Below are 12,296 nucleotides of genomic sequence, written 5' to 3'. Positions count from 1 at the left end.
GAGGAGAATTGAAATGAAATTAGTCATGATTGGTCATGGAATGGTAGGGCACAAATTTATTGAATCTGTGTTAGAGCATGCAGGTGATGAAGTTGAAATCACGATTTTGGCAGAAGAACCACGTTTAGCTTATGATCGCGTTCATTTAACTGAATATTTCACTGGTAAATCGGCAAAAGACCTAACTTTATGCCGTGCAGATTTTGCCGATGCTTATGGTATCGATCTCCGTTTAAGCACAAAAGCAACAGAAATTGATACTGTAAATAAATTGGTAACGACTAATCATGGTGATGTCATCAGTTATGACAAATTGATTCTCGCTACAGGTTCTTATGCATTCGTTCCACCGATTCCAGGTAATGATCGTCAAAATTGCTTTGTTTATCGTACCATTGAAGATCTTGATGCGATTCGAGCTGCAAGCTTGAATGCAAAATCAGGTGTGGTGATTGGTGGTGGTTTATTGGGTTTGGAGGCTGCTAAAGCACTTCGAGACTTAGACTTAGAAACGCATGTGGTTGAATTTGCGCCACGTTTGATGGCGGTTCAAATCGATGATTTAGGCGGTAAAGTTTTACGTTCAAAAATTGAAAACTTAGGGGTAAAAGTTCATACCCAAAAAGCGACTTCATCCATTGAAGATGGTGTAAATACAACTCATGTGATGAAATTTAGTGATGGTTCTGAGCTTGAAACCGACATTATTTTGTTTTCAGCAGGCATTCGTCCTCGTGATGAACTCGCACGTCAAAGCGGTTTAGCCATTGGTGAGCGTGGCGGGATCGTGATCAATGATTATTGCCAAACTTCTAACCCTGATATCTATGCCATTGGTGAATGTGCGCTGTGGCAAAATAAAATTTATGGTTTGGTTGCACCGGGCTATGACATGGCGCGTATTGCAGCGAAACACGTACTCGAACAAACCAGTACTGAGTTCGCAGGTGCGGACATGAGCACCAAACTCAAACTTATGGGAGTCGATGTTGCTTCTGTGGGGGATGCGCATGCGATGACCCCAAATTCTTTGAGCTATTTCTTTGCTGATGAAGATGCCATGATCTATAAAAAGATTGTGGTCAATGCTGAGAAAACCAAACTTTTAGGTGCGGTACTGGTCGGTTGTGCTAAAGAGTACAATGACTTGCTACAAATGATGCTCAATGGTTTAGAGATTCCTGAAAATCCTGAAAGCCTCATCATGCCAGGCTATGCTCAATCAGGTGCAAAAACAGGCGGAAGTGGTGTAGACCTACTGCCTGATAGTGCAACGATTTGCTCATGTAATAACGTCTCTAAAGCTGATATTTGCTCCGCAATTCAAGAAGGTTCGACTTCATTGGGTGCTTTGAAAAAATGTACCAAAGCTGCAACAGCATGTGGAGGTTGTGCACCGCTCGTTACTCAAGTTTTAAAATCAGAATTACAACGCCAAGGTGTGACCGTCAATAACCATCTTTGTGAGCACTTTGCCTACTCTCGTCAAGAGTTGTATCACTTGGTTCGTGTCAATGAAATCAAAACCTTTGATGATTTAATTCAACAACATGGACATGGTCTAGGTTGTGATATTTGTAAGCCGACTGTGGCAAATATTCTTGCTTCTTGTTGGAACGACTTCGTGCTTAAACCAAGTCATGCAGGTTTGCAAGACAGTAACGATTATTATCTTGGCAATATTCAAAAAGATGGGACTTATTCAGTCGTGCCACGTATGGCAGGCGGTGAAGTCACGCCAGATGGACTCATTGCTGTCGGTCAAATTGCCAAAGAATATGGTTTGTATACCAAACTGACAGGTGGTCAACGTGTTGATATGTTTGGTGCACAACTGCATCAACTGCCTGAAATCTGGGAAAAACTGATCAATGCAGGTTTTGAGTCAGGACATGCTTACGGTAAGTCATTGCGTACTGTGAAATCCTGCGTAGGCAGTACATGGTGTCGTTATGGCGTAGACGATTCAGTCGGTTTAGCCATTTTCCTTGAAAATCGTTATAAAGGCTTACGTTCTCCACATAAACTCAAAATGGCAGTGTCAGGCTGTACTCGTGAATGTGCTGAAGCGCAAAGTAAAGATGTTGGTGTGATTGCAACTGAAAAGGGTTGGAATTTATATGTTTGTGGTAATGGTGGTATGAAACCGCGCCATGCTGAATTACTTGCTTCCGACTTAGATACACAAACCTTAATCAAATATATCGATCGTTTCTTTATGTTCTACATCCAAACGGCAGATCGTCTACAACGTACCTCAGTATGGCGTGACAACATGGAAGGGGGATTGGATTATCTCAAAGATGTGGTGGTGAATGATTCTTTAGGGCTTGCAGAAGAACTTGAACGCCGTATGAGCCATGTGGTAGGTACCTATCAAGATGAATGGCGTACAGCGGTGGAAGATCCTGAAGTGCGTAAACGCTTTGTCACCTTTATCAATGCTAAAGCTGAACAACAACAAGATCCACATGTGCAATTTGCTGAAGTACGTGGACAAATTCGTCCAAAGACAGAAGCAGAACGTGATGCGAGTCGTATCCCTGTAGTTGAAGCTTAACGAATTTAGGTCAGAAAACTTCTTTTAAGTATAGCGCTGCATTTTCTGAAGAGAAAAGATGAAGATGCAGAAAAAATGAAGTTAAAGAACAAGGATAAGATGATGACAGTATTTAAAGATATGAATGAATTGAATTGGTTAGATGTATGTGCATTGGATGATATTACGCCGAATACAGGTGTGGGTGCGTTAATTGATGACCAACAAATTGCAATTTTCCGTGTAGGTTCAGAAAAGCGAGTATACGCACTCAGCAACCAAGATCCGTTTAGCAAAGCCTTTGTGATGTCACGTGGCATTATTGGTGATTTACAAGGTGAACGTGTGGTTGCTTCTCCGATTTATAAACAACATTTTAGTTTGGCAACAGGGCGTTGCTTGGAAGATAAAGATCAAAAACTTTTAGTATTTCCTAGCAAAATTGAAAATGGTCGAGTGATGATTAGCCCGACACCACAAAAAACCTATATTACCAATAATGGTACGTCTCAAGAAAAAATGAAGTTGGTGCTGATCGGTAATGGTCTAGCAGGTATGCGTTGCCTTGAAGACTTGCTTGACATGGCACCTGATCGTTATGAAATTACCGTCATTGGTGAAGAGCCATGGGGGAACTATAACCGTATCATGCTATCACCTGTGTTATCGGGAGATAAAACCATTGATGATATTATGCTGCATCCGCACGCATGGTATAGCGATAAAAATATTCGCTTTATTGCAGGCGATCCTGCGGTACGGATTGATCGTCCACGTAAACAAGTTTATACCGAAAAAGGTTTAATGGTTGATTATGACCGTTTGATTTTGGCTACAGGTTCTAAGCCATTTGTGCCGCCTGTACACGGTGCAGAACTTGATGGTGTATTAAGCTTCCGTGACATTTACGATGTCAATACCATGCTCGACTACTGCAAATCTAAGAAAAATGCAGTGGTGATTGGTGGCGGTCTACTCGGGCTCGAAGCAGCTTATGGTTTAAAACAACGTGGCATGAATGTGACTGTTTTACATTTAATGGATCGCATTATGGAACGCCAATTGGATAGTAAAGCGAGCCAAATGTTACGTCATAGTATTGAGCAAAAAGGTATTCGCATCATCACTGAAGCCAATACAGAAGCCCTTTTGGGTGAAAATGGTCATGTCACACATGTACGCTTAAAAGATGGCACAATTTTAGATGCTGATTTAGTGGTTTTTGCAGTCGGTATCCGTCCGAATATGGCACTGGCACAAAGTGCAGGCTTACGTTGTAATCGTGGTGTGTTGGTGAATGATACGATGCAGACTTATGACCCAAGTATTTATGCGGTTGGTGAATGTATTGAGCATCGTAATCAAACCTTTGGTTTGGTTGAACCTTTGTGGGGTCAAGCATTTATTTGTGCATCACATTTGGCTGAACATGGCAGTTTAACTTTTAAAGCACCAACAGTGCCGACGCAGCTCAAAGTGAGTGGCTGTGATGTGTTCTCCGCAGGTCGAATTGATCTTGATAAGAATGCTGATGAGGAATTTGAAGACATCGTATTGAATGATGAGAAACGTCAAATCTATAAACGTATTATTATTCAAAAAGATAAAGTTATTGGTGCTGTCTTGTTTGGTGATACCGAAGATGGGACTTGGTATGCTGAATTGATCTCGGATCAAACTTCTATTTCTTCTATTCGAAATAAATTGCTGTTTGGTAAGGATTTTGCTTTGAAGAAAGCAGGGTGAATTAGTCTCCCTAATTCCTTTTTTAAATTGTGAAATTTAGGTATTCAAGTGCCTTCTCTTACGCCGTATATGGCTTAGGGAGAAGGAGGTTGGGATGGTGGGGATTTCTAATATAAACCACCCCTAACTCCTCCTGAAAGGAGGGGAATAAAAGCATTATCAGGAGCACCGCAGAAAATGAATAGTATCCCTGTAATGGAATTGCACAGCTCCACAGAAAATAAAGTCAAAATTACCCAAACCACATGCCCATACTGTGGAGTAGGTTGTGGTGTAACGGCAACTGTTGAAGATACTGTACTTGGACAAAAAGTATCTGTAATCGGTGATGTTAATCATCCATCCAATTACGGCAAACTCTGCATTAAAGGCAGTAATTTAGCAGATACCGTAGGGCTAGAAACACGTGTTTTACACCCTATGCTCGGGCGGAAAATTGATGCAGAACATGCCTATGCTTACACACGTCAAAAAACTGACTGGGATAAAGCGACGGACCTAATTGCCAATAAATTTCAACAATGTATTGACCAATATGGTCGTGACAGCATTGCATTTTATGTCTCAGGACAATTGCTGACAGAAGATTATTATGTGGTCAATAAGTTCGTTAAAGGTTATCTCGGTACTGCCAATATTGATACCAATTCACGCTTATGTATGTCTTCTGCGGTAGCAGCGCATAAGCGTGCCTTTGGCGAAGACCTTGTTCCTGCAAGTTATGAGGATTTTGAACACACCGACATGGTGGTTTTAGTCGGCTCAAATACAGCATGGTGTCATCCTGTGTTGTATCAACGCATTATGAAAGCTAAGGAAGAAAGAGATTTATTTGTTGTAGTGATCGATCCACGATTTACTGCTACCTGTGAAGCAGCGGATTTACATTTACCGATTCTGATTGGTCAAGATGTTTCGTTATTTAATGGTTTAGTTCAATATTTATATCAAAATGGGTATAGTGACCACGAGTTTATTCAAGCACATACACAAGGTTTGGATGCGCTATTAGAAAGTTCACAGCCTGAAGCGGACATCGAACCAGTTGCAAAGAAAACAGGGATTTCACTCGAAAAATTAAAAGTTTTCTTTGAAAAATTTGCTCAAACAGAAAAAGTCATGACCTTATTTTCTATGGGGGTTAATCAATCTTCACGTGGGGTAGATAAAGCCAACAGTATTATCAATGCTCATTTACTCACAGGAAAAATTGGTAAATTAGGTGCAGCACCATTTTCGATGACAGGACAACCCAACGCCATGGGTGGCCGTGAAGTCGGTGGTTTAGCCAATATGTTGGCGGCGCATATGGAGCTTGAAAATCCTCAGCATCAACAGCTTGTGCAAAGTTTTTGGAACAGCCCATCCATTGCCACTCAGGTTGGATTAAAAGCAGTTGATCTTTTTGAAGCAGTTGAAAGTGGTAAAATTAAAGCCATTTGGATCATGGCGACCAATCCTGTGGTCAGTTTGCCGAATGCAGATCAGGTAAAACGTGCTTTAGACAAATGTGAATTTGTTGTGGTTTCAGATATTTGTAAAGATACAGATACCACCCAATATGCCGATGTTTTATTGCCTGCACTAGGCTGGGGTGAGAAAGATGGTACGGTGACCAATTCTGAACGTCGTATATCAAGACAGCGCGCATTTTTAACTGAGCCTGAACAAGCCAAAGCAGATTGGTGGGCAGTCGCACAAGTGGCAAAGAAAATGGGTTTTGGTGGTTTTGAATTTAAAAATAGCCATGACATTTTCAAAGAACATGCTCAACTTTCTGCTTATCAAAATACAGAAATCAATAAACGTGCTGATGTTGCAAACTTCCGTTATTTTAATCTGCAAGGTTTAACTGAACTTTCATTGTCTGAGTATCATGAACTCGAACCTGTGCAATGGCCTGTGATACAAAAAAAACAATCGAAAGATGAATATGGGCAATTATTTACACGAGGGCAATTCAGCCATGCCGATGGCAAAGCGAAATTCATTGCAACAACAATGATTGATCCTGTAAATCAAACTGATCGTGAATATCCACTTATTCTTAATACAGGTCGAATCCGTGACCAATGGCATACCATGACACGAACAGGTCTGTCAGCAAATTTAAGTACCCATAAAGCTGAACCTTACTGCGAAATTCATCCAAATGATGCACTGAAATATGGTTTAAAAGATGGTGAATTGGTTGAGATTAAATCCGCTTGGGGGAATTGTGTACTGCGTGCGGTGGTGAGTGAAAATATTCGCCGTGGACAGATTTTTGCTCCGATTCATTGGAACGATCAATTTGCTTCAGATGCACGCATTGGCAAAGTGGTCAATCCTGTGGTCGATGCTATTTCGGGCGAGCCTGAATTTAAACATACGCCTGTCATCATTCACCCTTTTTATACCCAATGGCAAGGGGTGTTCTATGTGCGACATGGTTTTGACCATCTCGTTAAAAATAGTATTGAAAATACGGTGTGGTGGACAAAAATTCAAATTGCTAAAGCTATACGTTATGAGTTGGCTGATCGTCGCCGTTTTACTCAAACTACTGAACACTTAAAAGAGTTGTTACCTTTTGAGGATGAGAGTTTTGAATGGTTAAATCTTGAAGACCAAACTGCACATATCAGCCATACCATTATTTTAAAAGATGGGATTTTAATTGCCAGTTTATATATTGCACCAAAAGCCTTATTGCCTGATCGGGACTGGATTTCGAGTCTATTTAAACGTGAACGTTTAAGTGCTATGCACCGTAAGGCATTGCTTGCAGGACAAGCCATGTCAATGGGCAATCATGACGGCCCATTGGTTTGTAGTTGTTTTAAAGTCGGTAAAAACCGCATCATTCAAACCATTAAAGAACAAAATATCAGCAATGAAAAACAAGTCACTGCCTGTTTAAAAGCAGGGGGGAACTGTGGTTCTTGTCTACCTGAAATTCGTGGCTTAATCAAAGCTTGTCAAGCGGAGGCAGCCGAATGAAGAGAATAGTCAAAATGATCAGTCGAGGGATAGATTATCCTGAAACGGATTTGGTGATTCTTGCTGGTGGTCAAGCACGACGCATGAATGGAATTAATAAATTATTGCAAAAATTTGATGATCAAATTCAACTGATTAAAATACATCAACAACTCAAATATGCAGTCTCGGCTGTATGGGTGAATAGCCATCGGGATTATTCAATTTATCAAAAAATGATTCCAAATATTGATTGTTATCAAGATGATGATGGCGGTTTTCACGGTCCTTTGATGGGCATTAAAAGTGCGTGGACGTATGTGCAAGCCGATTATGTGTTGTTTGTCCCTTGTGATGTGACGTTTATTCCTAAGCGTGTGGTTGAAAAATTACATCAAGCATTAGCCAAAAATGCTTTGTCTGATGTGGCTTATGTCGACATTAATGGTGTGGCGCTATATCCATTTTGTCTTGTCAAGCGTAGTGCATATCAGACTATTCAAAACAGTCTTGCACAAAATAAGCGCAGTTTAAAACAGTGTTTTTCCGAGTTGCACGGCCAGGGGGTAATATTTAAAAATCATGCATTATTTTTGCACAGTATTAATTCGCTGGATGAATTACAACAATATCAACAATTGAAATCTATTCACATTTAACTTTGCAGCCTTTGAGTTTTATAAAAATATTTCGATTTACTAAATATTGGAACACTTTTTGCAGTTTCATTGTAAATCAGATGATGCATTTTTTTAGTTTTGGAAAATCCTGAACTTAAACAGTGCAAAAGGGACTGTGTATGAATGCAATACCACATCATAATGTACAGCGTGACGTCAATCCATTTGTTGATCAATTTGGACGTCATAAACGTAAACTGAGAATTTCAGTGACAGATCGCTGTAATTTTAAATGTGTCTATTGTATGCCTGAACATCCCGAATGGATGAAAAAACAAGATTTACTTAGTTTTGAAGCACTTTATCAGTTTTGCGAGTTTATGGTGCGCCGTGGCATCGAACACATTCGGATTACAGGGGGCGAGCCCTTAATGCGTCAAGGCGTGGTGCATTTTATTGCCGAATTACAACAGTTGAAAAAAATCGGTCTCAAAAAAGTGTCTATGACCACGAATGCACATTATTTAAAACAATATGCTTCACAACTGAAACAAGCGGGATTGGATGATTTAAACATCAGTTTAGATAGTTTAGATGCCGAGCAATTTAAACACTTAACCAAAAAAGATTTATTGCCTGTACTTGAGGGAATTCAGCAAGCAAAAGCGGTAGGGCTACCAATTAAAATCAATACTGTGCTCATTAGAGGTGTTAATGACGATCAAATTTTGCCTTTGGCACATTGGTCGATACAAAATAATGTGATGGTGCGTTTTATCGAATTTATGCCTTTAGATGGTGATGCGCATTGGTCATCTGCGCATGTGGTGACGGAACAAGACATTTTAAGACATCTAAAACAAGATTTTGATGTCACCATCAAACAAGGTCAATCGTCTGAACCTGCACGCACTTATTTCATTCATGGTTTTCCGATTGGGATTATTTCCACCATTTCCAATTCATTTTGTGGCACATGCGACCGATTGCGTTTAACTGCAAAAGGAGAGTTTTTTAATTGTCTATTTGCAACGCAAGGTTTGGATTTAAAAAAATACATTCAGGCATTGATGCAGAAAAAAGCACCAGCAGAATTGAAGTTAAATGCAGTGTTAACTGATTATATTTGGCATAAGAAACAAGGCTTTGATGCCATACAGCAAGAACAAACGACATTAACGGCATCTGTAAACCATGTGGCAACACGCAAAATTAGTATGTATATGATTGGAGGTTAAGATGCATTTCACAGTACACAATCAAGATCCTCACAGTGCACTGATCAACATTCAAATAGAGTCGTTTGGTGCGATTGAGCGACAACTGCCACAAGATTTATGCTTGCAGTTTGAGTCTGAAATCAGCATTAGCGATGTACTTGAATATGTACAACGTGCTTATCCACAGTCCTCAACACTTTTGGAACGTTGTGCTTGCGCGGTGGGCGAAGACATTATTCCACGACAAGCCCTTTTAAGTTCAGATACTACTTTGGTTTTATTATCGCCTGTTGCAGGAGGTTAACATGACTGAAATTGTGAATAGTCAACATCGACATTTAAAAGATTTTAAACGCATTCAAGAGAGTGCATTAAGCCAAGACGGTTTTGATGGCATTGAACATTTTCCTGAATGTGGCGGGATCGGGATTTTTGTCGGCACGGTACGAGATCATCATGAAGGCAAGGCGGTTAAGGCGCTGAAATATACCGCTTATGCGCCTGTAGCAGAAAAAATGATCCGTCAAATTGAACAAGAGATTCAAATCAAACATGGCATATCTTATGTGCGTGTGATTCACCGCGTTGGCGCTTTAGATATTGGTGAAAAAGCGATTATTGCAATGGCCTATGCACCACATCGGCGGGAGGCATTTGCTGCTTGTGAAGAGGCGGTGGAACGGGTTAAACATGAAGTGCCTGTATGGAAAGAAGAATTTTATATGGATGGCAGCAGTCAATATGTAGAGGGGTGTTGTATCCGTAAAGATCATGAGGATGAGCTATCACATACTGCACCACATCAGCATTCGAAACAGTGTGACCATATACATCATCGTCTACGTGCACATTCATCTACAGCAACATATCAAGATGATCATCTGCCTCATGAGCAACCGACACAGGAACTTGCCTCTTTAACGCAAAAACAGCACGAATCTTCGGTAGATCCCGCTGTTTATCAATGGCATCTGTAAATCAAACCGTTAATCTTGAAGAAAATTATAAAATAGGAATGTGCAATGAAAAATGTTGGCATGAAAGCAGAAAGTTATCGCACCGCGATCGCCACAGCAATATTACATGCACCACCTCATTGCATCGAATTATTACGCAATGGCACTACGGAAAAAGGGGATGCTTTAAAAACAGCGCGGATTGCGGGGATTTTAGCGGCAAAACGTACCGATGAACTGATTCCATTGTGCCATCCACTGCCGATTTACCGTGCCGATGTCGATTACGAACTGTTTGATGCACATGTCAAAATTAGCGCTGTTGTGGAAACCATTGGCCCTACAGGTGTTGAGATGGAAGCATTAACGGCAGTGAGTCTTGCAGGACTAACCTTGTATGACATGCTTAAACCGCATTGTGACCCTGATGATTTATTATTGGATGGTATTCAATTAGAAAAGAAAAAAGGCGGAAAATCACATTTTACCCGTGCTTTAAAACAGAGTCTATCTGCATCGGTGATTGTCTTGTCCGATACTGTCGCAGCAGGGAAAAAGCCTGATACCGCAGGGCAAAATGTCCTAGAAATTTTACAAGAAGCCAATTTTAGTAATATTGCTTATCAAGTGATTCCTGATGATCCGACACAATTATTGGCATTGATTGAACAGCAAAAAAATCAATATCCTTTAATTTTAACCGTGGGCGGTACAGGTTTAGGGCCAAAAGATTTAACTGTAGAAACCATTCAGCCTTTATTAGAACGTGAAATTCCCGGTTTAATGGAAGCATCACGCAGTTTTGGGCAACGCCGTACCCCTTATGCTGCACTCAGTCGGGGGGTTGCAGGTTATATCGATCAAAGTTTGGTGATTACTTTACCGGGCAGTCGTCAGGGGGCTTTAGAGTCTTTAAGCGCAATTTTACCTGCACTTGTGCATCTCTTTGATGTACAAAAAAATATTCCGCATGCGGGAGGTTATCAATAATGTCAGGTTGTGAGGCTGAACAGGGTTTAATTTCGATTGATCAAGCATTGTCATTGATTCAACAACATAGCCAAGTTTTAGGCACTGAAGATCTTGCTTTACATGTAGCATTAAATCGTTATTTAGCAGTAGATGTTGCTTCAAGTATTAATTTACCCATGTTTTCACAAAGTGCAGTAGATGGCTATGCGATACATGCAGACGAAGTGATTGAGGTTGGTTCGACTTTTGAACTGATTGGGGAAATTCGTGCAGGACAATGTGCTGATGTTGTATTAGCGCATGGACAAGCCTTACGTATTTTTACGGGAGCAAAAATTCCGCTTGGAACAACAACGGTAGCACGGCAAGAAATTGTCCATTTAGTTTCGACATCTAAAATTCAAATGACAGAAGCACTGAAAAAACATGCCGATATTCGTGATGTTGGCGAGGAAATTGCGATTGGACAATCTCTTGCGCAGAAAGGTCAACAACTGTCAGTGGGTGCAATCGCAGCTTTAAGCATGGCAGGTATTCAACAGGTTCAAGTCTTTCAATATCCTAAAATTGCAGTGGTGATCACAGGCGATGAAGTTGCAAAAAATATTGAGGACTTCACTGCAGGCAAAATCTTTGATGCCAATGCCCCTTTAATTCAGGCATGGTTTCAACAGCGTAATCAACAGATTGATCTTTTTCATGTGGCGGATACAGCACTTGCGGTAAAAACATTATTCGCTGAATTAAGTCAAAATTATGATTTGATCCTGACCACAGGCGGGGTTTCAGTCGGTGATTATGATTTTATTCGTCCTGTGGCATTGGAATTAGGTTTTGAACAAATCTTTTGGAAAGTGAAACAAAAACCGGGTAAGCCGATGTTCTTTGCGAGATTGCAAAAGCCTGATCAAAAATGCTGTTATTTATTGGGCTTACCGGGGAATCCTGCTGCGGTGTATGTGGGCATGCAAATTTATACCACGACGCTATTAGATGCTTTGCAAGGGCAAACATCATCTTTGCAATGGTTCAGCGCGGAACTCAGTCATGATTTAAAAGCCGATGCACGAGAACGTTTTTTACGTATGTCGGTGCAATTCGATCAAGCCAAGCTCACAGTCCAAAGCCTCGGCAAACAACAATCACATATGCTGAGTAATTTAATGCAAGCCAATGGTTTGGTGCGTATTCCTGCACATCAACAGCTTGAAGCAGGGCAGATGGTGCAAGGTATTTTTATTTAGCTCTTTTTATCTTTCTCATGTTGTGTATAGGGGCAATT

General features: G+C 40.6%; 9 protein-coding genes. All 9 read left to right on the top strand.

The genetic code is table 11. The annotated features are described in order from the left end of the window. The first annotated feature begins 13 nt into the window (after nt 1-13). The 9 genes from nirB (at nt 14) to HUV91_RS07405 (ending at nt 12,258) form a co-directional block, all read left to right on the top strand. Nucleotides 14-2,560 carry a nitrite reductase large subunit NirB gene (gene nirB / locus HUV91_RS07445; RefSeq protein WP_217431192.1) on the top strand — a complete coding sequence of 849 codons (2,547 nt, stop codon included), beginning with the start codon at nt 14-16 and terminating at the stop codon, nt 2,558-2,560. A gap of 102 nt (nt 2,561-2,662) precedes the next feature. After that, nucleotides 2,663-4,285, top strand: coding sequence for a nitrite reductase small subunit NirD (gene nirD, locus HUV91_RS07440; protein ID WP_130072835.1), 1,623 nt, complete (start codon nt 2,663-2,665; stop codon nt 4,283-4,285). Between the two features lie 177 nt (nt 4,286-4,462). Then, entirely contained in the window at nt 4,463-7,267 is a 2,805-nt protein-coding gene (locus HUV91_RS07435) for a nitrate reductase (protein WP_130072834.1), read from the top strand. Next, nucleotides 7,264-7,905, top strand: coding sequence for a molybdenum cofactor guanylyltransferase (gene mobA, locus HUV91_RS07430; protein ID WP_174493009.1), 642 nt, complete (start codon nt 7,264-7,266; stop codon nt 7,903-7,905). The genes HUV91_RS07435 and mobA overlap by 4 nt, the downstream gene beginning before the upstream one ends. Nucleotides 7,906-8,045: 140 nt before the next feature. Then, nucleotides 8,046-9,104, top strand: coding sequence for a GTP 3',8-cyclase MoaA (gene moaA / locus HUV91_RS07425; protein WP_174493008.1), 1,059 nt, complete (start codon nt 8,046-8,048; stop codon nt 9,102-9,104). Nucleotide 9,105: 1 nt separating this feature from the next. After that, nucleotides 9,106-9,390, top strand: coding sequence for a MoaD/ThiS family protein (locus HUV91_RS07420; protein WP_130072831.1), 285 nt, complete (start codon nt 9,106-9,108; stop codon nt 9,388-9,390). Nucleotide 9,391: 1 nt separating this feature from the next. Then, nucleotides 9,392-10,063: a molybdopterin synthase catalytic subunit gene (locus HUV91_RS07415; protein WP_174493007.1), complete on the top strand. Its 672-nt coding sequence runs from the start codon at nt 9,392-9,394 to the stop codon at nt 10,061-10,063. 45 nt (nt 10,064-10,108) lie between these two features. Then, nucleotides 10,109-11,032 carry a bifunctional molybdenum cofactor biosynthesis protein MoaC/MoaB gene (gene moaCB, locus HUV91_RS07410; RefSeq protein ID WP_174493006.1) on the top strand — a complete coding sequence of 308 codons (924 nt, stop codon included), beginning with the start codon at nt 10,109-10,111 and terminating at the stop codon, nt 11,030-11,032. After that, a complete protein-coding gene (locus tag HUV91_RS07405) occupies nt 11,032-12,258 on the top strand; it encodes a molybdopterin molybdotransferase MoeA (protein ID WP_174493005.1) in 1,227 nt (408 codons plus the stop codon). The genes moaCB and HUV91_RS07405 overlap by 1 nt, the downstream gene beginning before the upstream one ends. Nucleotides 12,259-12,296: the final 38 nt, after the last annotated feature.

The organism is Acinetobacter sp. Marseille-Q1623, assembly GCF_902809895.1.
Taxonomy (GTDB): Bacteria; Pseudomonadota; Gammaproteobacteria; order Pseudomonadales; family Moraxellaceae; genus Acinetobacter; species Acinetobacter piscicola_A.
This window is presented reverse-complemented; position numbering and strand designations above follow the sequence as displayed.

What these genes read in the sequence shown, in the direction of transcription:
- nirB (WP_217431192.1), top strand. Translation starts at nt 14, where the DNA reads ATGAAATTAGTCATGATTGGTCATGGAATGGTAGGGCACAAATTTATT.
- nirD (WP_130072835.1), top strand. Translation starts at nt 2,663, where the DNA reads ATGACAGTATTTAAAGATATGAATGAATTGAATTGGTTAGATGTATGT.
- HUV91_RS07435 (WP_130072834.1), top strand. Translation starts at nt 4,463, where the DNA reads ATGAATAGTATCCCTGTAATGGAATTGCACAGCTCCACAGAAAATAAA.
- mobA (WP_174493009.1), top strand. Translation starts at nt 7,264, where the DNA reads ATGAAGAGAATAGTCAAAATGATCAGTCGAGGGATAGATTATCCTGAA.
- moaA (WP_174493008.1), top strand. Translation starts at nt 8,046, where the DNA reads ATGAATGCAATACCACATCATAATGTACAGCGTGACGTCAATCCATTT.
- HUV91_RS07420 (WP_130072831.1), top strand. Translation starts at nt 9,106, where the DNA reads ATGCATTTCACAGTACACAATCAAGATCCTCACAGTGCACTGATCAAC.
- HUV91_RS07415 (WP_174493007.1), top strand. Translation starts at nt 9,392, where the DNA reads ATGACTGAAATTGTGAATAGTCAACATCGACATTTAAAAGATTTTAAA.
- moaCB (WP_174493006.1), top strand. Translation starts at nt 10,109, where the DNA reads ATGAAAAATGTTGGCATGAAAGCAGAAAGTTATCGCACCGCGATCGCC.
- HUV91_RS07405 (WP_174493005.1), top strand. Translation starts at nt 11,032, where the DNA reads ATGTCAGGTTGTGAGGCTGAACAGGGTTTAATTTCGATTGATCAAGCA.